This is a genomic window from Sphingomonas sp. (assembly GCF_004799495.1).
GTDB lineage: Bacteria > Pseudomonadota > Alphaproteobacteria > Sphingomonadales > Sphingomonadaceae > Sphingomonas.
This window is the reverse complement of the sequence record NZ_SSMY01000006.1, coordinates 226,632-249,255: the sequence shown is the minus strand read 5'-3', so window position 1 is coordinate 249,255 and position 22,624 is coordinate 226,632. Positions and strand designations below refer to the sequence as shown.

19 protein-coding genes and 1 tRNA gene are annotated in these 22,624 nt (G+C 66.1%); 10 read left to right on the top strand and 10 right to left on the bottom strand.

Features of this window, described 5'->3' with window-relative positions; all coding sequences use genetic code 11:
• Positions 1 to 12: 12 nt before the first annotated feature.
• Together trxA and E7773_RS07060 are read left to right on the top strand one after the other, a co-directional pair.
• Positions 13 to 336: a thioredoxin TrxA gene (gene trxA, locus E7773_RS07065; RefSeq protein WP_293989850.1), complete on the top strand. Its 324-nt coding sequence runs from the start codon at positions 13 to 15 to the stop codon at positions 334 to 336.
• A gap of 88 nt (positions 337 to 424) precedes the next feature.
• Positions 425 to 985, top strand: coding sequence for a hypothetical protein (locus E7773_RS07060; protein ID WP_293989849.1), 561 nt, complete (start codon positions 425 to 427; stop codon positions 983 to 985).
• Positions 986 to 1,040: 55 nt separating this feature from the next.
• Here the strand turns inward: E7773_RS07060 and argJ are convergent, their stop codons facing one another.
• Positions 1,041 to 2,267: a bifunctional glutamate N-acetyltransferase/amino-acid acetyltransferase ArgJ gene (gene argJ, locus E7773_RS07055; RefSeq protein ID WP_293989848.1), complete on the bottom strand. Its 1,227-nt coding sequence runs from the start codon at positions 2,265 to 2,267 to the stop codon at positions 1,041 to 1,043.
• 102 nt (positions 2,268 to 2,369) lie between these two features.
• On the opposite strand from argJ, the gene E7773_RS07050 reads away from it, so the two are divergent.
• The 4 genes from E7773_RS07050 to secA all read left to right on the top strand — a co-directional run bounded on the left by E7773_RS07050 (position 2,370) and on the right by secA (position 6,827).
• The gene (locus tag E7773_RS07050; protein WP_293989847.1) at positions 2,370 to 3,197 is read left to right on the top strand and encodes an energy transducer TonB; all 828 of its coding nucleotides are present in this window, start codon (positions 2,370 to 2,372) and stop codon (positions 3,195 to 3,197) included.
• 49 nt (positions 3,198 to 3,246) lie between these two features.
• Positions 3,247 to 3,663 (top strand): energy transducer TonB, encoded by a 417-nt coding sequence (locus E7773_RS07045; protein WP_293989846.1) that lies wholly within the window; start codon positions 3,247 to 3,249, stop codon positions 3,661 to 3,663.
• A 72-nt stretch (positions 3,664 to 3,735) separates the two neighbouring features.
• Positions 3,736 to 3,990 carry a hypothetical protein gene (locus E7773_RS07040; protein WP_293989845.1) on the top strand — a complete coding sequence of 85 codons (255 nt, stop codon included), beginning with the start codon at positions 3,736 to 3,738 and terminating at the stop codon, positions 3,988 to 3,990.
• A 95-nt stretch (positions 3,991 to 4,085) separates the two neighbouring features.
• The gene (gene secA, locus E7773_RS07035) at positions 4,086 to 6,827 is read left to right on the top strand and encodes a preprotein translocase subunit SecA (RefSeq protein ID WP_293989844.1); all 2,742 of its coding nucleotides are present in this window, start codon (positions 4,086 to 4,088) and stop codon (positions 6,825 to 6,827) included.
• Positions 6,828 to 6,946: 119 nt separating this feature from the next.
• On the opposite strand, the gene E7773_RS07030 is transcribed toward secA, so the two are convergent.
• The 4 genes from E7773_RS07030 to moaA form a co-directional block, all read right to left on the bottom strand.
• The gene (locus tag E7773_RS07030; RefSeq protein WP_293989843.1) at positions 6,947 to 7,531 is read right to left on the bottom strand and encodes a hypothetical protein; all 585 of its coding nucleotides are present in this window, start codon (positions 7,529 to 7,531) and stop codon (positions 6,947 to 6,949) included.
• Between the two features lie 126 nt (positions 7,532 to 7,657).
• A tRNA-Asn gene (locus E7773_RS07025) sits at positions 7,658 to 7,732 on the bottom strand.
• 144 nt (positions 7,733 to 7,876) lie between these two features.
• Positions 7,877 to 8,647 (bottom strand): NAD kinase, encoded by a 771-nt coding sequence (locus E7773_RS07020; RefSeq protein ID WP_293989842.1) that lies wholly within the window; start codon positions 8,645 to 8,647, stop codon positions 7,877 to 7,879.
• Complete coding sequence (gene moaA / locus E7773_RS07015; protein WP_293989841.1) at positions 8,644 to 9,642, bottom strand: GTP 3',8-cyclase MoaA; 999 nt, start codon at positions 9,640 to 9,642, stop codon at positions 8,644 to 8,646. The genes E7773_RS07020 and moaA overlap by 4 nt, the downstream gene beginning before the upstream one ends.
• Positions 9,643 to 9,735: 93 nt before the next feature.
• Between moaA and E7773_RS07010 the strand changes: the two genes are divergently transcribed.
• A complete protein-coding gene (locus E7773_RS07010; RefSeq protein ID WP_293989840.1) occupies positions 9,736 to 11,394 on the top strand; it encodes a GGDEF domain-containing phosphodiesterase in 1,659 nt (552 codons plus the stop codon).
• Positions 11,366 to 12,886 (top strand): sulfotransferase, encoded by a 1,521-nt coding sequence (locus E7773_RS07005; RefSeq protein WP_293989839.1) that lies wholly within the window; start codon positions 11,366 to 11,368, stop codon positions 12,884 to 12,886. Before E7773_RS07010 ends, E7773_RS07005 begins: the two co-directional genes overlap by 29 nt.
• Positions 12,887 to 13,219: 333 nt before the next feature.
• On the opposite strand, the gene E7773_RS07000 is transcribed toward E7773_RS07005, so the two are convergent.
• From E7773_RS07000 to E7773_RS06990, 3 genes are all read right to left on the bottom strand, one after another.
• Positions 13,220 to 13,735 (bottom strand): GAF domain-containing protein, encoded by a 516-nt coding sequence (locus tag E7773_RS07000; RefSeq protein ID WP_293989838.1) that lies wholly within the window; start codon positions 13,733 to 13,735, stop codon positions 13,220 to 13,222.
• A gap of 67 nt (positions 13,736 to 13,802) precedes the next feature.
• On the bottom strand, positions 13,803 to 17,252 hold the full coding sequence (mfd, locus tag E7773_RS06995; RefSeq protein WP_293989837.1) for a transcription-repair coupling factor: 3,450 nt from the start codon (positions 17,250 to 17,252) through the stop codon (positions 13,803 to 13,805).
• The gene (locus E7773_RS06990) at positions 17,249 to 17,527 is read right to left on the bottom strand and encodes a succinate dehydrogenase assembly factor 2 (protein ID WP_293989836.1); all 279 of its coding nucleotides are present in this window, start codon (positions 17,525 to 17,527) and stop codon (positions 17,249 to 17,251) included. Before E7773_RS06990 ends, mfd begins: the two co-directional genes overlap by 4 nt.
• Positions 17,528 to 17,886: 359 nt before the next feature.
• Here E7773_RS06990 and recG point away from each other — a divergent pair, with 359 nt between their 5' ends.
• Positions 17,887 to 19,938, top strand: a complete 2,052-nt coding sequence (gene recG, locus E7773_RS06985; protein WP_293989835.1) for an ATP-dependent DNA helicase RecG — start codon at positions 17,887 to 17,889, stop codon at positions 19,936 to 19,938.
• On the opposite strand, the gene E7773_RS06980 is transcribed toward recG, so the two are convergent.
• Together E7773_RS06980 and tyrS are read right to left on the bottom strand one after the other, a co-directional pair.
• A complete protein-coding gene (locus E7773_RS06980; RefSeq protein ID WP_293989834.1) occupies positions 19,935 to 20,255 on the bottom strand; it encodes a PilZ domain-containing protein in 321 nt (106 codons plus the stop codon). The genes recG and E7773_RS06980 overlap by 4 nt on opposite strands.
• A gap of 87 nt (positions 20,256 to 20,342) precedes the next feature.
• The gene (gene tyrS / locus E7773_RS06975; RefSeq protein WP_293989833.1) at positions 20,343 to 21,566 is read right to left on the bottom strand and encodes a tyrosine--tRNA ligase; all 1,224 of its coding nucleotides are present in this window, start codon (positions 21,564 to 21,566) and stop codon (positions 20,343 to 20,345) included.
• 122 nt (positions 21,567 to 21,688) lie between these two features.
• Here tyrS and E7773_RS06970 point away from each other — a divergent pair, with 122 nt between their 5' ends.
• Positions 21,689 to 22,624: a hypothetical protein gene (locus E7773_RS06970; protein WP_293989832.1), complete on the top strand. Its 936-nt coding sequence runs from the start codon at positions 21,689 to 21,691 to the stop codon at positions 22,622 to 22,624.

Genomic DNA, 22,624 nt, shown 5'->3' with positions numbered 1-22,624 from the left:
GGAGATTCTCGAATGGGTACCGTGGCGATTACCGACGACAGCTTTCAGGCCGACGTGCTGGCCTCCGACAAGCCGGTGCTGGTCGATTTCTGGGCCGAATGGTGCGGCCCGTGCAAGATGATCGGCCCGAGCCTGGAGGAGATCGCCGACGAACTGGGCGACCAGGTGACGATCGCCAAGCTCAACATCGACGAGCATCCCGACGCCCCCGCGAAATACGGTGTGCGCGGCATCCCGACGATGATCCTGTTCAAGGGCGGCGCGCCCGCCGCGACCAAGGTCGGCGCCGAGCCCAAGGGCCGGATCAAGGCGTGGCTGGAGGGCGAGCTCGCCTGACCGAGCGAATCCCCTTGCGTTGGGCCAAGTCGCTGGAATAGCGTGACGATACGCCCGCGTTCGCGGGCGCTATCGATTGGGGGGAATTATGAAGAAAGCTGTTGCGCTGGCTATCGTGCTGGCCGTTGCGCCGGTCGTGGCCGCACCGGCGATGGCCAAGGACAAGGTGCCCGAGCTCTCGACGGCACAAATGAATGAAATCCAGGGCCGGACGTATTCGGCCTCTGCAGCTCAAGTCATGGCCAGCGCGGTCGCTGCGCTGCAGTCGGCCGGCTATATGGAAATCACGGCCAACAAGGACGCGGGAACCGTGTCGGGCCATACCGACGGCAAGTCGAAGCTGATGTATAATTTCTTCTGGGGCTTCGGGAAGAAGAAGATGACGCAGACGGCCGAGTTTCTCGTCGAGGAGCTGACGCCGGGCCACACGACGCTACGCCTCAACATCTTCCTCAACGAATCGAAGACTCGCAGCATCATCTTCGGCAACAGAATGACCGACGCGAGCCTGATCAAGGTCGCCGAACCGTACCAGACGTTGCTCGACAGCGTGTCGGCCGAGGTCGGCAAGCGCGGCGGGACGATGACTCCCGCGGTCGCGGCGACGGCTGTGGCGCCCGCCGTAGCGGAGCCGGCTGCCGCCAAGTAAAGTGTTTCGTTAAGCGGCGGGCCGCGACCCAACCGGGTCGCGGCCCGCTTTGCGCTTAGCTGCGATAATCGGCATTGATCGAAATGTAGCCGTGGGTCAGATCGCAGGTCCACACCCTGGCGCGGCCATCGCCTAGGCCGAGGTCGACGCCGATCTCGATTTCCCGCCCCTTCAAATGCGCGGCGACCGGCGCTTCGTCATAGCCTTCGACCGCGAGGCCGTCCTTCGCCACCTGCGTTTCACCGAAGCGGATCGCGAGCCTGTCGCGCTCGGCGGGCTCGCCGGCCTTGCCCACCGCCATCACGACGCGGCCCCAATTGGCGTCCTCGCCGGCGATCGCGGTTTTGACCAGTGGCGAATTGGCGACGCTCATGCCGATGCGGTGTGCACTGGCGTCGCTTTCCGCGCCGGTCACGTCGATCCGGATGAACTTGGTCGCGCCCTCACCATCGCGGACCACCAGATGCGCGAGTTGCAGGCACAGATCGTCGAGCGCGGCGCGGAAGGCGTCGGCGCCGGGATCGTCGTCGTGCGCGATCGCGACATTGCCTGCCGCCCCCGTCGCGAAGGCAAGCACGGTGTCGCTGGTCGATGTGTCGCTATCGACCGTGATGCACGAAAAGCTCCGCGTATTGGCCGCCGACAGCGCGGATTGCAGCCAGGCAGGGTCGATCGCCGCGTCGGTGAAGATGAAGCCGAGCATCGTCGCCATGTCGGGCATGATCATTCCCGACCCCTTGATGATCCCGACTAGGCTAACTGTTTGTTCGCCGATTACCGCTTTCGTCACCGCGACCTTGGCGAACGTGTCGGTGGTCATGATCGTCTCGGCCGCCGCGATCCAGTCGCACGGCTCGGCGTCGAACGCGGCGGTCAGCCCCGCCTCGGCCTTGTCAAGCGGCAGCGGTACGCCGATCACCCCGGTGGAGGCGACGAAGACGTCGGACGGCTGGCAATTCAGGTGCTGCGCGACGCGCGCGACGAGCCCCTCGACCGCATGGCGCCCGCGGTCCCCGGTGAACGCGTTCGAATTACCCGCGTTGACCACCAGCGCGCGCGCCCGGCCCAGCACCAGCGCCGCGCGGCACCAATCGACTTCGGGCGAGGCGCATTTGCTCCGGGTCGTCACCCCGGCTACCGCGGTCCCCGCCGCCAGCTCGACATAGGTCAGGTCGCACCGGTCCCACGTCTTGTACCGCGCCCGCGCGACGCGGCGCGTCACCCCGGCGATTTCGGGCAGATCGGGCAGCGCGGCGGGAGCGAGGGGGGAGCGATCGGTCATCCGCGCGTCATAGGGGCGCATCCGTTCGAGGCAAAGCCGATCGGGTGACAATAAGACAGGATCGGCTAGGGTCGGGCGAAGCTTAAAAGGGGCGAGTGCGTAATGATTCGGCAGTCCATGGTAATCGGCGCCGTCGCGTTGCTCGCGTTGCCGTCGGCGGCGACCGGCAAGAATAAGTCGGCTCCGGCAACGTCTGCGACCAGTCTGGCGACCTGGTTTCCCCAGAGCAGCTATCCGGCGGAGGCAAAGCGCGCTCATCAGCAGGGCCGAGTTGTCGTTGAACTGACCATCGACACATCCGGCATCCCGACCGCGTGCAAGGTCGTGACGAGCAGCAACGTTGCGTCGCTCGACGCCGTGACTTGCCAACTCGCCATCGCCAACGGCCGGTTCTCGCCGGCAAAGGGCGCCGACGGTCGACCGATCGAGGGAACGTATGTCACTCCTGGCGTCCGATGGGCGTTGTTCGATCCGCCGCCGATCAAGTTGGCGGGCCCCTGGCGCGTAGCGGCGACCGTCGCGATCGATGCGACCGGCAAGATCGTATCGTGCAAGGACGAGCGAAAGGGGCCCGTTCCGCAGAAGATGATGCCATGCGTTCAAGCGGCGTCGATTCCGCCGGTGTTTGGTCGATATGCGCGCGATTACTCGACCGATGCGAAGCCGCTCGACATGGTGATAGAAACACTATTCGCGTTCGACGGCGGCGCTACATTGCCGACGCTCTATGATTCTGGCGGGCGCGAGACGCTGATGATGACCCAGATCCATTTCGATGTGGGCGTCGACGGCAAGGTGCAGAATTGTCAGGTCATCGCACAAAGCGGGCCCGGCTCGCTCAATCTGTGTGACGATCCGGGCAGCTATCTTCCATTGGACAAGCGGCAGGGTGTTACGGTCGTGATGGCCATGTCGCGACCGGCGGGTTAGTGACAATTGGGTCGTATCGGTCCGACGGACGGTTGGGGCGGGGAGGGGCATGCGGATAACGCAGACAATTTCGCTGGTGGTCGTGATCGCCGGATTTGCCGTGTCCGCCCAAGCGCAGGAGGAGCCGTTGCCGCGCGCCACGCCGATCGGCAATCCGGGCACATGGATCCCCGTCGATGCCTACCCGCCGGCGGCCAAGGCGTCGGCGGAAGAGGGACGCGTGACCTTCAAGCTGACGATCGACGAAACCGGCGCCGTGTCCGACTGCAAGGTGACGATCTCGTCCGAATCGCCGTTGCTCGACGAAACGACGTGCAATCTGATGATGGCCAATGGCCGCTTCACCCCGCCGCGCGACAAGAAGAGCCGGCCGGTCGCGAGCCAGTGGACGTCGTCGGTGCGCTGGAAGCTCGAGGCGCCGCCGCCGGCGATGCCTACGCCGCCGGTTGCGCCGGCCAAGCCCTAGCACCATTTCGATTGGACGTTTGACTCGACCGGCCCTATGCATCGCCGATCGCAATCCGGAAACGATCCGCTTTTGAACCTGATCCTGCTCCTGTCCGCTCTCCTGTCCGCGCTCAGCGGTACGGCGGGCGCGCGTACGCCGGTGACGCCGGCGGCGCTGACCAGCAGCGTGGCGAGCGCGGTCAAGGCGACCGCGAGCGCGCGGCTTCAGGTCGCGCAGCGGCCGATGGCGGTGATCGGCGGGCCGGCGAGTGCGGTCGTGCCGGTGCTCCACGCCTTCGTTCTGGACGATATGGTTCCCGCTTTCGCGAGCCGCCGGCGCGAGTGAGCGGCGGTCCCGGCTGACGGCCGGGCTCCCACACCGCTGATTTTCGGCGCGGCACACGCGGTGCCGCGCATACTCATTTCAACAGGAATATCATCATGCTCGGCGGATTCGCCAAAACCATCTTCGGTTCGTCCAACGACCGGTACGTCAAGTCGCTCGGCGGCATCGTCAACAAGATCAACGCGTTCGAGCCGGCGCTCCAGGCGATGGACGATGCCGCGCTGGCCAACCAGACCGTCCTGTTCCGCGAGCGGCTGGCGAACGGTGAAAAGCTCGACGACATCCTGCCCGAAGCGTTCGCGACGGTGCGCGAGGCGTCGGTGCGCGTGCTCGGCATGCGGCATTTCGACGTGCAGATGATCGGCGGCATCGTGCTCCACCGCGGCGAGATCGCGGAGATGCGCACCGGCGAAGGCAAGACCTTGGTCGCGACGCTCGCGGTCTATCTCAACGCGCTGACCGAACAGGGCGTCCACGTCATCACGGTCAACGATTACCTCGCCGCACGCGACGCCGAGTGGATGGGGCGGATCTACAAGTTCCTCGGCATGACCGTCGGGGTGATCATCCCCAACCTCACCGATCACCAGCGCAAGCAGGCGTATGGGTCGGACATCACGTACGGCACCAACAACGAATTCGGCTTCGATTACCTGCGCGACAACATGAAGTACGACCGCGAGACGATGGTGCAGCGGCCGTTCGCGATGGCGATCGTCGACGAGGTGGATTCGGTGCTGATCGACGAAGCGCGCACGCCGCTGATCATTTCCGGCCCGACCGACGACAAGTCCGAGCTGTACATGAAGGTCGACGCGGTGGTGAAGCAGCTCGCGACCGACACGTACGAGAAGGACGAGAAGCAGAAGACGGTCACGCTGACCGAAGAGGGGACCGAGACGGTCGAGCGCATGCTCGAGGCCGCCGGGCTGCTCCAGGGCGACAACCTCTACGATTTCGAGAACACGCAGGTGGTGCACCACCTCAACCAGGCGCTCCGCGCGAACATGATGTTCAAGCGCGACATCGATTACATCGTCAAGGACGGCAAGGTCATCATCATCGACGAGTTCACCGGCCGCATGATGGACGGTCGGCGCTGGTCGGACGGGCTGCACCAGGCGGTCGAGGCGAAGGAAGGCGTCGACATCGAGCCCGAGAATCAGACGATGGCCTCGATCACGTTCCAGAACTATTTCCGCATGTACCCCAAGCTGTCGGGCATGACCGGCACCGCGGCGACCGAGGCGGCCGAATTCTATGACATCTACAAGATGAACGTCGTCACCATCCCGACCAACGTGCCGGTCAAGCGCGTCGATGAGGAGGACACGTTCTACAAGGATTTGAACGACAAGTTCCGCGGCATCGCGAAGACGATCAAGGAACATGCCGACAAGGGCCAGCCGATCCTGGTCGGCACGGTGTCGATCGAAAAGTCCGAAATGCTCTCCGAATTCCTCGTCGAGGAAAAGGTCGAGCACAAGGTGCTGAACGCGCGCTACCACGAGATGGAAGCGCACATCGTGGCGCAGGCGGGGCGCAAGGGCGCCGTCACGATCGCGACCAACATGGCGGGCCGCGGCACCGACATTCAGCTCGGCGGCAACCTCGATTTCCGGATCGAGGACGAGCTTGCGGAGATGCCGGAAGGGCCCGAGCGCGACAAGGCGATCGAGCGGATCAGGCAAGAGATCGCGGCGGAGAAGCAGGAAGTGCTCGCCGCGGGCGGGCTGTTCGTGCTCGGCACCGAACGTCACGAAAGCCGGCGCATCGACAACCAGCTGCGCGGCCGTTCGGGGCGCCAGGGCGACCCGGGTCTCTCGCGCTTCTACCTCAGCCTCGACGACGATTTGCTGCGCATCTTCGGGCCGAATACGCTGTTCGCGAAGATGATGCGTTCGAGCCTGGAGGACGGCGAGGCGCTGCCCCCGTCGCGCTGGATGTCGAAGGCGATCGAGACCGCGCAGAAGAAGGTCGAGGCGCGCAACTACGACATCCGCAAGCAGGTCGTCGAATACGACGACGTGATGAACGACCAGCGCAAGGTCGTGTACGAACAGCGCGCCGACATCATGGATGCCGAAGCGGTCGGCGACGTGGTCGAGGACATGCGCGCAGAGACGGTCAATTCGATCGTCGGCGATTCGTGCCCGCCTGGCTCGTACCCCGAGCAATGGGATGTCGAGGGCATGAAGACCAAGGCGGCCGAATTGCTCGGCATCGCGCCGCCGATCGACGATTGGCTGAAGGAAGATTCGGTCGACGTCGAAATGGTCGAGAACCGGCTGCGCGAAGCGGCCGATACGCTCGTCACGACGAAGAGTGCCGACATCGACACGCCGACCTGGACGAGCATCGAAAAGTCGATCCTGTTGCAGAACCTCGACCATCACTGGAAGGAGCATCTCGCGACGCTCGACGCGCTGCGCCAGGTCATCCACCTGCGTGCCTATGCGCAGAAGACGCCGATCAACGAATACAAGCAGGAAGCGTTCGCGCTGTTCGAGCGCATGCTGTCGTCGATTCGCGAGGATGTGACGCGGACGCTGGCCCATGCCGAGTTCCGCTTCCAGCCGGCGCCCGAACTGCCCGATTTGCCCGATTTCATCACGCAGCATTTCGACCCGTTCTCGGGCGACGACGACACGCGCGACCTCGACGCCGGCGCGCTGGGGACGGTCACTACCTCGCTGCCGCCCTTGTCGTATGTACGGCCCGAAGAGCCCGATCTCGGCACCGACCCCAAGGAATGGGAGGGCAAGGTCAGCCGTAATGCGCCGTGCCCGTGCGGCTCAGGCCTGAAATACAAACACTGCCACGGGCAGGTTGCCTGACAGCAAAAAAGCCGGAGATCGCTCCCCGGCCTTTTTCCATTCCGTCATCCAGCGAAAGCTGGCATCTCAGCAGCATCATTTGTTGCACGAGACCCCAGCTTTCGCTGAGGTGACGGCATTTACTTCGGCAGGACGACCGTCGGCCCGATGTTCGCCATCACCGAGCGGGCGTCGAACGCGCGGACGTTGCCGGCCGGTTTCGGGCCCTTGCCCATCACGATCTCGGCCGTCGCTTCGTATTTCTCGACCGTGTCGATATCCACGCTGCGGTCGAAGAACGGGTCGCCCCAGAACGGATCCCACGAGCGCCAGCCGAACCCGCGGCCGTAATAGCGCCAGCGCGGGCCCCAACCGCCATAGCCGTAGCCGAATCCGCCACCGAAGCTTGGCGTCGCATAGGTGCGCTGCCGCTTGTCGGTGTCGCGGTCGGCCATGACGAAATAATCGTAACCCTGCTGCACAGTCAGTTCGGCTGAGCGGAACAGCAGGTAACGTTCGACCGTGTCGCGCGACGTCATCGTGTTGCCCGCAAAGGTGACCTGGAAGCGGTTGGGCTCGATCTGCCGCTCGCTGTAGCCTTCGCGCGAGAAGCCGACGCCGGTGGCGGGGCGATACGTGGTTTCGGTCATGCAGCCGGCCAGCGCCAGCGTCGAAGCCGCGATCAGGCCAAGGGCCGAGGCGCGGCGGAAGGAATACGCCATCATAATTCTCCGTTCGCCGATAGTTTTAAACGATCCAGCCTATCGCGAATAGGTGGAACGCAGGATGAACGGGTTTTGCTCCGAGATCCTTCGGCCGGAATTTGTCGCAGTTTGTCACGGAGATATCGCTGGCTCCCTGAGTAGGATTCGAACCTACGGCCGCTCGATTAACAGTCGAGAGCTCTACCGCTGAGCTATCAGGGAATAGCGCGAAGCGCGCTCTATAAACACCGGACATCGTGATGCAACCCCTATACACGCCGCGGCAAAGCCGCGCCGTCGACCGTGGCCATGGGGCCACGTCGGCCGCCCTTGGGCGAGTCTTGACGCGGCGCGCGTCAAGCCGCCCTACGAGGCGAATTGCTCCATCGTAATCCGGTCATCGAGCGCATGTTCGGGATCGAACAACAGGGTGAGCTCGCGGCTGCGGTCGATTGCGATTTCGACCTGCGCTACGTCGCGCACCTCGCGCTGGTCGGCGACGGCGGACACGGGGCGCTTGGCGGATTCGAGCACGCGCAACCCTATGCGCGTCTTCTCCGGCAGGATTGCGCCGCGCCAGCGCCGCGGGCGGAACGCCGAGATCGGCGTCAGCGCGATCATCGCCGATCCGAGCGGGAGTATCGGGCCGTTCGCGGAAAGGTTGTACGCGGTCGAGCCGGCGGGCGTCGCCGCCAGGATGCCGTCGCAGATCAATTCGGGTAGGACGATGCGGTCGTTGACCGTCACTTCCAGTTTGGCCGCCTGGCGCGTTTCGCGGAGCAAGGAGATTTCGTTGATCGCGGGAAGGACGAATTCCTCCCCGCCGACAGTGCGGGCGGTCATTTCGAGCGGCGTCACTTTGAATGTCTTGGAGTGCTGAAGTCGCTCGTCGAGTCCTTCGCTGCGCCATTCGTTCATCAGAAAACCGATGGTGCCGAGGTTCATCCCGAACACCGGCACCGGATCGCTGCGCCGCTCGAACAGGGTGTGGAGCGTTTGTAGCATGTAACCGTCGCCGCCGAGCGCGACGATCAGGTCGGCTTCCTCGACCGGGACCCAGTCGTATGCACCGCGCAATTCCCGCTCCGCCGCTTGCGCATCGGGGGTCGGGGAGGCGAGCAGCGCGCGCCTGGTCATCCGCCGGTGACGTTCATGTGCCGCGCGACGGCGGGTTCGGCTCCCGCGGCGATGCGGAAATCGTGACGCGCAGGCTTGATCGCGAGGGCGTTGTCGATTGCCTTGTCGAGTTCCGCGACGCCCCCAGAGCGCAACGCAGCCTTCAAATCGACTTGATCGTCATGGCCGAGGCATGAATAGAGCCGCCCTTCGGTGGTCAGCCGGACGCGGTTGCAGCCATCGCAGAAATTGGCGGTAAGTGGTGAGATCAGCCCGAGCCGCGTGCCGCTGTCGCCGACTCGCCAATACCGCGCCGGACCGCCGCTGGTATGGGTATCGCGGGTCAGGTCGAATTGGTTGGCCAGCGCGGCAAACACCTCGGTCAGCGGCAGGAAACGATCGGCCCGATCCTCGTCGATCGCGCCGAGCGGCATCGTTTCGATCAGGCTGAGGTCGTGGCGCTGCTCGACGCACCAGGCGAGCATCGGGGCGATTTCGTCCGCATTCAGCCCCTTGAGTGCGACCATGTTGATCTTGACCGCCAACCCCGCCGCCTTTGCCGCGGCGATGCCGCCCAGCACCTGATCCACGTCGCCATGCCGCGTGATATAGTGAAAACGCTCGGGGTCGCGGCTATCGAGGCTGACGTTGACGCGGCGAATACCGGCATCGCGCAGCGCCTCGGCGTGTTGCACCAGCCGCGTGCCGTTGGTCGTCATCGTCAACTCGTCGAGCCCGTGCCCGACATGCCCGCCGAGCCGTCGCGCCAAGTCGATGGCGTCGCGCCGCACCAGCGGCTCGCCCCCGCTCAGCCGGATCTTGGTCACCCCGCGCGCGATGAAGCGCTCGGCGATGATCGCGATCTCCTCCAGCGCAAGCAGCGCGCTTTTGGGCAGGAACGTCATTTCCTCCGCCATGCAATAGCGGCAACGCAAGTCGCAGCGATCGGTCACCGACACGCGCAGATAGCTGATCGTGCGGCCGTGCCGGTCTATCAAGGCGGGTGAGCTCGCCATCCTGGGCCGAGAGCTAGGGTTTCCGGCACTTGCCCGCAAGCGCGATCATGCATGGCGGATGTTAACCCGGCCGCGGCTATGCGCGGGCGTAGGATGAACGTTTACCGCCCTCCAGCTAGAGAGACGCTGTTCTTGCTGTCGTTTTCGCGGGCCGACGAGTTGTCGGCGGCGGCGGTGGCTGCGGGCTGGCGCGTTGACGGGGAGGGGGGGCAGGGCATTACCCGAAGCTTTGCGGACAGTGCGGCGACGCTCGCGGTGGTCGATACGCGCGGCGCGAGCGAGGAGGCGTTGGCCGCGGCGACGGCGATCGGCGGAGTGCTGGCGGCCAAACGCGGCGCGTTGCTGGTGTTGGTGTCGCATGAAGACGTCCGGACGCTCGGCGCGTTCCACGCCGCGGGCGCCACGCATTTCCTCGCCAGCCCGTTCAGCGACGCCGAATTTGTCGAGGCGCTTCGCTTCGCGCAGCCGCGAACCCAGTCCCGCGTGCTGGCCGCCGCGCCTGACGAGCCGCTCGACTGGGCCACAGCGCGCGACTGGATCGAACGCCATGAGCAACCGAGCGTCATCATCATCGCGCTGAGCCGGTTCGACCTGGTCAATAGCGGCTATGGCCGGGACGCTGGCGACGCGCTGATCACCGCCGCCGTCCGGCGCATCGCCGGCGAGGCGGGCGCGCGCCATGACGAGAGCCACGTCGTCGCGCGGTTGAAGGGCCCAGAGTTTCTGATCGCGGTGGCGGGCGATGTGGACGCCGAAGCGCTGGCGCGGGCGCTATCCGCCACGCTGGAGCGGCCGTTCGCGATCGACGGCGCGCTGGTTGCGGTCGGCGCGCGGGTCGGCGTGGCGACGGCGCGCGCGGGCGAGAGCGGCGACGCACTCCTGCGCCGTGCCAACGACGCGCTCGATGACGCGCGAGCCTCGGACGGGGCAACGATCCGGATCGCCGGCGACGCTGCGAATGCCGACGCGCTGTCGGTCGACCTGCGCCGCGCGATCGAGGCGCGCGAGATCGGGGTGCTGTTCCAGCCGCAGGTAGCAATCGCGACGGGCCGAATCACCGGCGTCGAAGCGCTGGCTCGGTGGGAGCATCCGACCTTCGGACCGGTCGGCGCCGATCAATTGTTCGCCGCTGCTGATCGCGCCGACCTGGGGCTGGCACTATCGGATCACATCCAGCGTCTTGCGCTTCAGACCGCCGCGGCGTGGCCCGAAAGCCTGTCGGCGCTACGACTGTCGATCAACCTCACCGCCGCCGACATCGCGCGGCCCGGGTTCGCCGACCTGTTCCTCGACCGGGTCGACGCCTCGCGGTTCGCGCGCTCGCGGTTGACGGTGGAGATCATCGAAAGCGGGCTGATCGACGATCTCGGCGCCGCGGCGCACTTGCTCGCGGTGCTTCGCCACGCGGGTTGCCGAGTCGCGATCGACGATTTCGGGACCGGCTATTCGAGCCTCGCCTATCTCAAGGCGCTGCCGCTCGATTACCTCAAGATCGACAAGAAGCTCGCGCAGGACATCGCCGGCACGCCGCGCGACCGCGTCGTCGTGCGCGGCGTGATCGAAATGGCGCGCTCGCTCGGGCTGACCGTGATCGCGGAAGGCGTCGAGACCGACGAGCAACTCGACCTGCTGGCGAAGGAAGGGTGCCAATATTATCAGGGCTTCCTGTGTGCCGAGCCCTTGACCGTCGCGGCGCTCGCCACGATGGTCGCCGCCAACGAGCATGGCCGTATCCCCGCAATCCGTTCCTGACGATCACAGCGTAGCAGTCGCGCACGCGCGTCAGCTGACCATGCAGGGGCGGAGTCGGGAAGCGGAGGACGTCTGCCGCGAGGTGCTGAGCCTCGATCCCGGCAACGGTATCGCGCACGGCATGCTCGGCATGCGCCTGTCCGAGCGGGAATCGCTGGTCGCGGGCGCTTGGCATCTGCGCCGCGCAATCGAGATCGAGGGGCGTCATCCCGAACTGTTCGCCGCGTTGGGCCACAATCTGATCCGGCAGGGTCAGGTCGACGAGGCCGAACCCTTGTTGCGCGAGGCGAGTGCGGCAATGCCGGAAGCGCTGCTGCCGCGGGCGCACCATGCCGTGGCGCTGGAACGGCTGGGGCGACGAGACGAAGCGTGGGCGGTGTTCGCGACGCTCAAGGCCGATGCCGCGCGCACCCGACAGGACGTGACCGGGCAGGAAGCTTTGCTGTGGGAAGGCTCGCCAAACTGGCGCGACGGGCTGGAGGCACTCGACCGGCTGGCCACACCGACGCAAGGCGCGACCCAGCTGACGCGCGGCCGGTTGCGCGACAAGGCCGGAAACTACGCCGGCGCCTGGGCTGACTTCGTCGAAGGCAAACGCCGCGTCGCCGAGGAAAATAAACTATCCTACGACCGCGCCGGCGTCGCGGGACACCTGAAGAAATTGCAAGGCTTTTTCACCGCCGAACGGATGGCGGGGTTACCGCGCGCCACGGTGCGGGGCGACGTGCCGCAGCCGATCTTCGTACTTGGCTTCCCCCGTTCGGGCACGACGATGACCGAGCAGTTGTTGACGAGCCATCCCGCGATCCGCGCCGGCGACGAATTACCGTTCACCGGTGAACTGGTCGAATTCGCGGCGGGGCAGACCGGTCGCTTCCCGGACGGTCTGGCGAGCCTGGCCGGTGCGGACCGGCGTCATCTCGTGACGTTATTCCGCGATTTCTATCTGGCGCGGGCCGAGCAGTACGGCCTGCTTGCGCCCGGCGCGCAATGGTTCACCGACAAGATGCCGCTCAACGACATCTATCTGCCGCTGCTGCATCTCGCGTTCCCGCAAGCGAAGGTCATTTTGGTCCGCCGCCATCCGCTCGACATTCTCGTGTCGGTGATGGGCCATAACCTGACCCATGGGTTCAATTGCGGCTTCGATCCCGGAACGGCGGCCGCGCATCTGGCGCTGGTGTCCGATGCGATGCAAGCGTGGCGAGTGGCTGGCATCCCGTTCCACGATTTCAGCTACGAAGCCTTCGTCCGCGATCAGGAAGGCGAAACGCAGCGGCTGATGGCGTACATTGGCGTCGAGGTCGATCCGGCGCAGCATCGGTTTCACGAGAACAAGCGGCTCGCGCCGACGCCGAGCTATGGCCAGGTGCGCCAGCCGCTCTACGACAAGTCGATCGGACGCTGGTGCAACTATCGCGAGATGCTGGCGCCGGTTGTGCCGACTGTCGCCGACGCGTTGCGCCGGGGCGGGTACTCGGTGATGGAATAGAACGATTCGTGAGCGACAAGAGTGGGAATATCTGCGGCGTCTGGTACGGCCCGCTACGACGCCACCAGTTACGCGGAGACTAGCTCGTTCATCGCGCCGCTGAAGCAATCGGACGACACCCTGTCGGGCGTAATCACCGAGCCCGACACGACCGGACAGACCGATGTCGCCGCGCCTTCGTCAACGGGCGCCGCGCGGGATCGGCAACCACGACGCGACGGAAATCGCCCGGCGCTGGATCATTGTCCGGCACAGCGGAACGTTCGTCATGACTCGCGAGAAATTTTTCTATTCAGGAACTCGAGCAGGAGCGCGAGGTCGAACTGACCGGGCCTAGGACGCCAGTTTTCGGATCTGCCTAGAATCGTGAATCCGTTCGGCCTGCGCGCTCGCGCTCTTGGCCAGCATGTCGAGCAGCGTCAGCGCGTCTTCCTCGATCGGCGCGGTGCTGCGCCAATACGCGCCGATCGCGGCGACCGGCTCACCATGGCCGATCGGCGCCATCGCCATGCTCGCGACGAAAGTCGAGAGATAGGCGTTGAGCGGGACGCGCGGATCGAGCCGGATGTCGGGGATCACGATCGATTGGCGCTCCATCATCGCAACGCCCGAAATGCACGTCGCAATCGGAAAGCGCTGGCCCGCCCATAACGGCGCGATCGCATCCTCGCCGACATAATGGACCATGTTGCCTTCGCGGCGCACGACCGTGACGCCGTCCGATCGGAGAATGGCGCGCGCGCTGATCCGCAGAATTTCGAGCACACCTTCCAGCGTGCCGGCCTCGCCGAGGCGACGTGTCGCGGCGCTCATCAACCGCCAGCGAGTGAACCTTACTGTCTTGCTCATCATCCCGGTGTACTGGACCGGTATGAACGATTGGCTACCGATAAAGCCGTTTTCGATCAATCGCTTGCTATCCCGCGGCCTTGGCCAGACCCTTTGCCAGTTGCAGGGCGCCGTTGAGCCGCGCCTGCGGGTTAGCCCATTCGCGCGCGATGACGAGCTTGCTGTCGGGACGCAGCTTCGCGACGCCTTGGAGCCTCGCGACATAGGCGAGGAGGCCATCGACGTTCGGCGGCTTGTCGTCGTGGAAGCCGACCAGCGCACCCTTCGGCCCGACGTCGATCTTGGCGATGCAGGCGCGCTTGGCGTGGAGCTTGACTTCGATCAGCTTGATCAGGTTCGCGGTCGCCTCGGGCAACGGCCCGAACCGGTCAATCAGTTCGGCGGCGAACGCCTCGACACCGTCCACCTCGTCCAGATCGTTAAGCCGACGATAGAGGCCCATGCGCAGGTCGAGGTCGGGGACGTAATCGTCCGGGATCATGATCGGCGCGTCGACATTGATCTGGGGCGAGAAATCGCGTGGGCGCGACGCCATGCCGCCCGCCTTGGCGTCCATGATCGCCTCTTCGAGCATGGCTTGGTAGAGCTCGTAGCCGACCTCGCGGATATGCCCCGATTGCTCGTCGCCGAGCAGGTTGCCCGCGCCACGGATGTCGAGGTCGTAGCTCGCGAGCTGAAACCCCGCGCCGATCGTATCGAGGTCGCTCAGCACCTTGAGGCGCTTGTCGGCGGTCTCGGTGACGATGCGGTTGGGCGGGGTGGTCATGTATGCGTAAGCGCGCGTCTTCGAGCGCCCGACGCGGCCGCGCAGCTGGTAGAGTTGCGCCAGCCCGAAGCGGTCGGCGCGGTGGATGATCATGGTATTAGCGCTGGGGATGTCGAGCCCGGATTCGACGATCGTGGTCGAGACGAGCACCTCGAATTTCTTGTCGTAGAAAGCGGACATCCGCTCCTCGACCTCGCCCGCGCCCATCTGGCCGTGCGCGACGACGTAGCGCACTTCGGGCACCGATTCTCGCAGGAATTCCTCGATTTCAGGCAAGTCCTTGATGCGCGGTGTGACGAAGAAGCTCTGCCCGCCGCGATAATGTTCGCGCAGCAACGCCTCGCGCAGCACGACCGGGTCCCACGGCATGACATAGGTGCGCACCGCGAGCCGATCGACCGGCGGGGTCTGGATCACCGACAGCTCGCGAATGCCCGACATCGCCATTTGCAAGGTGCGCGGGATCGGCGTCGCGGTGAGCGTGAGGACATGAACGTCGGCGCGGAGCGTCTTGAGCCGCTCCTTGTGCGTCACGCCGAAGCGCTGCTCCTCGTCGACCACGACCAGCCCGAGCCGCTTGAACTCGATCGATTTTGCGAGAATCGCATGCGTGCCGACGACCAGGTCGATAGTCCCGTCGGCCAGCCCCTCGCGCGTCGCCTTGGCCTCCGCCGTGCCGACCAGCCGCGACAGCCGCCCGACTTTGATCGGGAAGCCTTCGAACCGCGCGAAGAAGTTGTTGTAGTGCTGGCGTGCGAGTAACGTCGTTGGGCAGACGATCGCGACCTGTTTCCCCGCCATCGCCGCGGCGAACGCGGCGCGCAGCGCGACTTCGGTCTTGCCGAACCCGACGTCGCCGACCACGAGGCGATCCATCGGCTTGCCCGCCGCGAGGTCGCCGAGCACGTCGTCGATCGCGCGGTCCTGGTCGTCGGTTTCCTCGTACGGGAAGCGATCGACGAACGCAGGGTAGCCGGCCTCGTCGGGCTCGATCACGTCGCCGGGGTGGAGCGCGCGTTCGGCGGCGGTCGCGATCAGCTCGCCGGCGATCTCGCGGATGCGTTCCTTCATGCGGCTCTTGCGCCGCTGCCACGCCTCGCCGCCGAGCCGGTCGAGCGTGCCGCCTTCTTCCGACCCGTAGCGGCTCAGGACTTCGAGATTCTCGACCGGGACGTAGAGCTTGTCGCCGCCGGCATAGGTCAGCGCGACGCAATCGTGCGGCGCCTTCTGCACCGGGATCTGGGTCAGCCCCTCGTAGCGCCCGATACCGTGGTCGGCGTGGACGACCAGGTCGCCGGGCGAGAGCGTGGCGAGCTCGGCGAGGAACGCGTCGGCCGACTTTTTGCGCCGGTTGCGCCGCACCAGTCGGTCGCCGAGCATGTCCTGCTCGGTCAGCAGCGCGATGCCGGGGGCGGTGAAGCCGTGGTCGAGCGGGAGAATGGTGAGCGCGACTCCACGATCCGCCGCGCCGAGCGCTTCCTGCCACGTGTCGACCAGCGTCGCGCCGGTCAGGTCGTGATCGCGCAAAAGCCCCGCGAGCCGTTCGCGCGACCCGGCGGAGTAGCTCGCGAGGATCGGTTTCTTGTCCTTGCGCAGCTTGTCGAGGTGTTCGACCACCGCTTCGTAGATATTGACGCCGCTCGACCGCTCGGGCGCGAAGTCGCGTGGGCCGTCGACGTGGAAGTCGATGACGGTAGCGCTTTCGGGCTCGTGGAACGGCGTGGTCAGGTGCGCCTTCGCGCTCGCTAGCCGCGCGGTCCATTCGGATGCGGTCAGGTAGAGCGCGTCGGCGGGGAGCGGGCGGTACGACCCCGGATCGCCCGACTGCGCCTTGAGGCGGTTGGCGTGGTAATCGGCGATTGCCTCGAGGCGCTGTTCGGCCGCCGCCGGAACGCCGGCCTCGCGTACGACGATTGCATCGTCGCCGATATGGTCGAACAGCGTCTCCAGTCGCTCTTCGAACAGCGGCAGCCAATGCTCCATCCCGGCGAGGCGACGGCCCTCGCTGATCGCCTGGTAGAGCGGGTCGCCGGTCGCGGTCGCGCCGAACGTCTCGCGGTAACGCGCGCGGAAGCGCTTGATCGATTCCTCGTCGAGCAACGCTTCAGACGCGGGGAGGAGGGTGAATCCGTCGACTCGTCCGGTGGTGCGCTGATCAGCGGGATCGAACGTGCGCACGCTTTCGATCTCGTCGCCGAAGAAATCGAGTCGTAGCGCCTGTTCCTCGGCGCTCGGGAACAGATCGACCAGCCCGCCGCGCACCGCGAACTCGCCGTGATCGTGGACCGTGTCGGTGCGGACATAGCCGTTGGCCGACAGCAGCGCCGCGACCTTGTCGCGCCCGATCCGCTCGCCGGGCGCGAGGCGTGCGACCAGCTGGCGGATTCGGAATGGCGTCAGCGTCCGCTGAGTCGCGGCGTTGGCGGTGGTGACGACGACTTGCGGGCCCTTGGGCTTGGCCTGCAGTCGATGGAGCGCCGCGAGCCGCTCGGCCATCACCCGCAACGTGGGCGAGGCGCGGTCGTAGGGGAGGCAATCCCACGCCGGATAGGCGATCACTTCCAGTTCGGGCGCGAAGAACGGCGCGGTCGCGGCGACGCTGCGCATCTCGGCCTCGTCGGGCGCGATCAGCACGACGCGCGACGGCGCCGCGCGCGCCAGATCGGCGAGCAATACCGGCAGGAACCCCGCCGGTACGCCGGCGAGGGTCAGCGGCGCCTTCGCGGCCAATATCTTATGCGGGTCGGTCATTCGGGTTTCGCGGCCGCCACCGGCACGAAATCGAGCGCGCGCATCGTCGCCATCATCGGCCCGTCCCATCGCGCGGGGCAGGGTATGCTGCCGATCGCCCAGCCCATGATGTCGACGTCCTGTTCCTCGAGGAGTTGCTCGAACCAGTCGAGCTGCGCCGGGTTCCACGTCGCGGCGTGGCGGTCGAAGAACCCGCCGATCATCAGATCGGCTTCGCGGGTGCCGCGATGCCACGCGCGGAAGCGCAGGCGTTTGAGGCGGATGTCGCGGTCCATGCGAGTCGGTTGCTTTCTGGCCAACGGCGATTGGCCGGCGGCGCTTTTCGGCGCAGTCGGCTGGGGTAAGGGTCCGGACCTGCAACCGGCAATGGCCGTGATTGCCGCCACAAACCCGCTGGCAAGGAATGCCGCGCAGTCGCGTAGCCGGGGCTACGCGCAAGCAAGTGATGCCGTCCAGCGGGTTTGTGGCGGCAACCGCGAAGCGGCGGGCGTCTTTTGGCGCAGAGCGTCGTTCCTAGTCGGTTACGATGCCTAAGGCATCGCGCCCTCCTCGCGCCTAGCCCTGTGCCAAAATCCGCTCCGTCACGACCGTTGCCGGTTACAGGTCCGGACCCTAGTGTCGGCTCCAGATAGCTATGCGCCCCGACATCCTCAACCCGCTGTTTGCCGAAGTCACCGCGCTGAAGGGCGTCGGACCGGGGCTCGCCAAGCCGCTCGACAAGCTCGGGCTGCATCGCGTGGTCGATGTCGCGTTCCATCTGCCGAGCGGGTTCATCGACCGCGTGCCGCGCGACGAACTCGACATGGCCGACGTCGGGCGGACGATTGCGATCACGCTGACCCCGGTCGAATATCGGATGAGCGCCAGCCAGCGCGGGCCGATGCGCGTCCACGCAACCGATGCGAAGGGTAACTACGTCAGCCTGATCTATTTTGGCGGCTCGTCGGGCTGGGTGAAGAAGCTGCTCCCGCTGAACGAGTCCAAGCGCGTGTCGGGCAAGCTCGAGATGTACGGGCAGGAGTTGCAGATCATCCACCCCGATCTGGGCGATGGCGATGAGGGATTCCGCGAGCGCGAGGCGATCTATCCGTTGTCGGAAGGGATCACGTCGCGGCGGCTTGGGCAGTTCGCCCACGAGGCGATCGAACGTGCGCCCGACTTGCCCGAATGGATCGAGCCGGGACTGAAGGCGCAGCACCAATGGCCCGACTGGCGCGACGCGCTGACGCGGGCGCATGCCGACCCGGCCGACACCAAGGCGCGCGAGCGGCTCGCGTATGACGAGCTGTTCGCCAACCAGCTCGCCTTCATGCTGGTCCGTGCGTCGTCGCGGGCGCGGCGGGGCAGGGCGCTGGCGGGCGACGGGCGGTTGCGCGACATGCTCAAGCTGCCCTACGCGCCGACCGCCGCGCAGGCGCGGACCATCCGCGAGATCGAGGGCGATATCGCGCAATCGTCGCCGATGCTGCGCTTGCTCCAGGGCGATGTCGGGTCGGGGAAGACCCTGGTCGCGACGATGGCGCTGCTGATGGCGGTCGAGGCGGGGGCGCAGGGGGCGTTCCTCGCGCCGACCGAAATCCTCGCGCGCCAGCATTACGAGACGCTGCAGCGGATGCTCGCGGGACTGCCGGTCAATGTCGCGGTGCTGACCGGGCGCGACAAGGGACGCGTGCGAGAGTCGACGCTGATGGGGCTGGCCGACGGGTCGATCCACATCCTGGTCGGCACCCACGCGATCTTTCAGGAGGCGGTCGCGTACAAGGATCTGGCGCTGGTCGTGGTCGACGAGCAGCACCGCTTCGGCGTGGCGCAACGGCTGTTGCTCCAGGGCAAGGGCAATGCGCCGCATCTGCTCGCGATGACCGCGACGCCGATCCCGCGCACGCTGACGCTCGCGCAATATGGCGAGATGGACGTCAGCCGGCTCGACGAGATGCCGCCGGGCCGCCAGCCGATCGAGACGCGTGTGGTGTCGGAGGATCGGCTGGGCGAGGTTGCCGAGGCGCTGGGGCGTCATATCGACGGCGGGGGGCAGGCTTATTGGGTGTGCCCGTTGGTCGAGGAATCTGAGAAATCGGACCTCGCTGCCGCCGAAGCGCGGGCCGCGGCGCTGCAATCGCGGTTCGGCGACCGGATCGGGCTGATCCACGGGCGGATGAAGCCGGCCGAAAAGGATGCGGTGATGGCCGCGTTCGCTGGCGGCAAGCTCAGCGTGCTGGTCGCGACGACGGTGATCGAGGTCGGGGTCGACGTGCCCAACGCGACGCTGATCGTGATCGAGCATGCCGACCGGTTCGGGCTGGCGCAGCTCCACCAGTTGCGCGGACGCGTGGGGCGAGGGAGCGGCCAGTCGATCTGCCTCCTGATCCGTGGCAACGCGCTGAGCGATACGTCGCGCGCGCGGCTGGCGCTGATGCGCGAGACCAACGACGGCTTTCGCATCGCCGAGGAGGACTTGCGGCTGCGCGGCGCGGGCGAGATGCTCGGCACGCGGCAATCGGGCGAGCAGGGCTATCGGCTCGCCAGTCCCGAACATTTTGCCGCGCTCCAGCAGACCGCGCACGACGATGCGCGGTTGCTGATCGACCGCGACGGCGGGCTCGACGGTCCGCGCGGACAGGCCGCCCGCACCGCACTGTACCTGTTCGAACGCGACGCGGGAGTCGCGCTGCTTCGTTCGGGCTAGCGCGCGCCCTTCAGCAACGCCGCGAGCAATTCGTAATAATCCGCCATGGCGATCGGCCGGTCGAGTTCGCAGCCGATCCGTCCACCCAGCGACCAGCGCACTTCCGCAGTGATGACGCCGACCACGGGGAGATTGATCTTGAGCCGCTCGCCGACCGGACGGTCGCCGACGACTCGCGCCATCAGGCCCTGTGCCGACATATTGACGACCTGAAGCCCGAGCGGCTGCGCGTCGCCGCCATAGGCGCGTGCGCGATAATCGACCTCGTCGCGCGGTATGTCGCGCTTTTCGGTATAGGCGAGGGCGGCTGCGGCCATCGGTGGTGGTTTCCCTTTCCGCCCCGACGCTAGGGGTGCCGTGTGAAGAGCTTGAAAAGGAACATATTTAACGCGCGTTGACGATAACTATCCGCGCGTCACCAGCCCGTGGTGTTTCTTGCCCGCCGACACGCGCGCCGGATTTTCGCCGGTTATGATGGTGAACGCTTCGTCGACCTTCTCGCCATCGACTCGCGCGCCGCCGCCCGCGATCAACCGCCGCGCCTCGCCCTTCGACGCACAGAACCCCAATCCAATCAGCGCATCGACGATGTTGATCGCCTGCGGCACCGCCATCGTCGGGAGGTCGCCGCCCGCGCCGCCTTCCTCGAAGGTCTTGCGCGCGGTCTCCGCTGCCGCCTCCGCCGCCGCCTGGCCGCGGCACATCGCGGTCGCGGCGTTGGCGAGCGCGATCTTGGCCTGGTTGATCTCCGCGCCCTCGAGCTTCTCGAGCCGTTCGATCTCGTCGATCGGCAAGTCGGTGAAGATGCGCAGCCGGTTGCTGACATCGCGGTCGTCGGTGTTCCGCCAGAATTGCCAGTAATCGTAATGCGGCAGTTGGTCCTCGTGCAGCCACACCGCGCCCGACACGGTCTTGCCCATCTTGCTGCCGTCGGCATTGGTGATCAGCGGCGTCGTCACCGCGAACACTTCGGTCCCGTCGGCACGCCGCGCGAGGTCGACGCCGTTGACGATGTTCCCCCATTGGTCCGACCCGCCCATCTGCAAGCGGCATCCCATCCGCCGCGACAATTCGAGGAAGTCGTAGCCCTGCAGGATCATGTAGTTGAATTCGAGGAACGACAGCGACTGCTCGCGGTCGAGCCGCAGCTTGACGCTGTCGAACGACAGCATGCGGTTGATCGAGAAATATTGCCCGATGTCGCGCAGGAACGGCAGATATTCGAGCTTGCCCAGCCAGTCGTCGTTGTTGACCAGCACCGCGTCGGTCGGCCCGTCGCCGAACGTGAGAAAGCGTTCGAAGATGCGCCGGATCGAAGCGATATTGCCAGCGATCACGTCCTCGCCCATCAGCTTGCGCGCTTCGTCCTTGAAACTCGGATCGCCGACCTTGCTCGTTCCGCCGCCCATCAGCACGATCGGCTTGTGTCCCGCCTGTTGCAGCCGCCGCAGCAGCATGATCGACACCAGGTTGCCGACGTGCAGCGACGGCGCGGTCGCGTCGAACCCGACATAGCCAGGCACGATCTGCTTCGAGGCGAGCGCATCGAGGCCCGCCGCGTCGGTCATCTGGTGGATGTAGCCGCGCGCATCGAGCGTGCGGAGCAGGTCGGACTGATAGGTGCTCATAGCGGCGCGGGCGGTAGCATGACGTTCCGGCTTACGGAAGTTTCGCCGGCACTGTCCGAAAACGCCAAGGTTCCCGGGTGCGCCTGCGCTATCTTCGCAGAGACAAATGGGGGGGATTTGGGATGCGACCAGGCAAGTTTCTTCGCGCGGCCGGGATAGGCGCGGCGCTGTTCACCACCACCGCGACGTTCGCGCAGGACTTCAGCAACGCGCAGTTCGAGATCAACCGCGACCGCGTCAAGTACGGCACGATCGGGTCGTGCGCGAAGAGCACCGCGTTCCTGGTCCCGACGGTGTACCTCTACGTGCCCGTCCGCACGAAGCTGAGCGCGGGGGGCGGGATCAACGCCGTTGGGGTCAAGGCGCGCGTGTATATCGATGGCGCTGGCAAGGCCGAGTTGCAGCAGCTGGCCGGGAGCATCCAGAATGAGATGGTCGGTGCTTTGCGCGGCGCGGGCTACACCGTGCTGACGTTCGACGACGTCAGGGGCGATGTCGCGGGCAAGTCGCTGATGGCCGCCAACCCGCGCTACGGCATGCCGACCCATGATGCGCGGGCGTTCCCCGGCACCGATTTCGTCGTCGCCACGCCGAGCGATGCGCAGGCGCTGGAATACGGGCTGATCGGCGGGCCGAACAAGCCGTTCGCCGACGCCGCCAAGCGGACCGGCGCGACTCAGCTGATCACCGAAGTCTATCTGACGATGCCGCAATTGGGCGCGCAGGCCGCCAATGGCGAAAACTCGATGTTCCGCAGCTCGTCGGCATCTATCAGCTTCAACCCTTCGATGCACCTCGCCGGCATCACCGTCTACGGCCTGACCGCCAAGGGATCGTGGTGCAGCATCGGCGTGCCCGAACACGGCGTGCGCGTGCCGGCTTCCCGCGTCGGCACGTTTCGCGAGATTTCGGTGTCCGATGACGATTCGAGCGAATGGGGCAAAAGGCGCGGCGATTACGCTTTCGTGGTCGACGACGACGCGTTCCGCACCGGGGTGCTCGCGGTCGGGCGGTCGCTCGGTCGGCTCACCGCGGATGCGATGACGAGCAAGCGGTAG

Bases quoted from the DNA above. Each gene is read 5' to 3' on its own strand.
- E7773_RS07020 (WP_293989842.1), bottom strand. From the start codon at position 8,647: ATGACCAGGCGCGCGCTGCTCGCCTCCCCGACCCCCGATGCGCAAGCG.
- secA (WP_293989844.1), top strand. From the start codon at position 4,086: ATGCTCGGCGGATTCGCCAAAACCATCTTCGGTTCGTCCAACGACCGG.
- argJ (WP_293989848.1), bottom strand. From the start codon at position 2,267: ATGACCGATCGCTCCCCCCTCGCTCCCGCCGCGCTGCCCGATCTGCCC.
- trxA (WP_293989850.1), top strand. From the start codon at position 13: ATGGGTACCGTGGCGATTACCGACGACAGCTTTCAGGCCGACGTGCTG.
- moaA (WP_293989841.1), bottom strand. From the start codon at position 9,642: ATGGCGAGCTCACCCGCCTTGATAGACCGGCACGGCCGCACGATCAGC.
- E7773_RS06980 (WP_293989834.1), bottom strand. From the start codon at position 20,255: ATGGCCGCAGCCGCCCTCGCCTATACCGAAAAGCGCGACATACCGCGC.
- E7773_RS07030 (WP_293989843.1), bottom strand. From the start codon at position 7,531: ATGATGGCGTATTCCTTCCGCCGCGCCTCGGCCCTTGGCCTGATCGCG.
- E7773_RS06970 (WP_293989832.1), top strand. From the start codon at position 21,689: ATGCGACCAGGCAAGTTTCTTCGCGCGGCCGGGATAGGCGCGGCGCTG.
- E7773_RS07000 (WP_293989838.1), bottom strand. From the start codon at position 13,735: ATGAGCAAGACAGTAAGGTTCACTCGCTGGCGGTTGATGAGCGCCGCG.
- E7773_RS06990 (WP_293989836.1), bottom strand. From the start codon at position 17,527: ATGGACCGCGACATCCGCCTCAAACGCCTGCGCTTCCGCGCGTGGCAT.
- E7773_RS07045 (WP_293989846.1), top strand. From the start codon at position 3,247: ATGCGGATAACGCAGACAATTTCGCTGGTGGTCGTGATCGCCGGATTT.
- E7773_RS07060 (WP_293989849.1), top strand. From the start codon at position 425: ATGAAGAAAGCTGTTGCGCTGGCTATCGTGCTGGCCGTTGCGCCGGTC.
- mfd (WP_293989837.1), bottom strand. From the start codon at position 17,252: ATGACCGACCCGCATAAGATATTGGCCGCGAAGGCGCCGCTGACCCTC.
- recG (WP_293989835.1), top strand. From the start codon at position 17,887: ATGCGCCCCGACATCCTCAACCCGCTGTTTGCCGAAGTCACCGCGCTG.
- E7773_RS07010 (WP_293989840.1), top strand. From the start codon at position 9,736: ATGAACGTTTACCGCCCTCCAGCTAGAGAGACGCTGTTCTTGCTGTCG.
- tyrS (WP_293989833.1), bottom strand. From the start codon at position 21,566: ATGAGCACCTATCAGTCCGACCTGCTCCGCACGCTCGATGCGCGCGGC.
- E7773_RS07005 (WP_293989839.1), top strand. From the start codon at position 11,366: ATGGCCGTATCCCCGCAATCCGTTCCTGACGATCACAGCGTAGCAGTC.
- E7773_RS07050 (WP_293989847.1), top strand. From the start codon at position 2,370: ATGATTCGGCAGTCCATGGTAATCGGCGCCGTCGCGTTGCTCGCGTTG.